A 243-nucleotide genomic window follows, 5' to 3' on the forward strand; every position below is an offset into this window, starting at 1 on the left:
AAACCGAGCCCCAATAAACAGGAAGTTAAACTGATTTGAACAAGTGAAGCTGACGTATGAAAATCCTTAACAATTGTTGGGAAGGATGGCAAATACGTATCAATTGTAAAAGGTCCCAACAGTCCAAGTGATCCTAAAAGAATAGCAAGCTGTATCCGTTTCTTTCCACTAAGTTTATTCAAATTCCATCGCCTTTCTATACAAGCTGTGTTTTCAAATGATGTATTTTTTTATTAAAAAAAT

General features: G+C 34.2%; 1 pseudogene. It reads right to left on the minus strand.

What is annotated here, in order from left to right:
• Positions 1–182: pseudogene (locus V7083_RS13870) on the minus strand (MFS transporter); the annotation flags it as partial.
• Positions 183–243: the final 61 nt, after the last annotated feature.

Origin of the sequence: Bacillus sp. JJ1764 (assembly GCF_036962145.1) — a bacterium.
Taxonomy (GTDB): domain Bacteria; phylum Bacillota; class Bacilli; order Bacillales; family Cytobacillaceae; genus Neobacillus.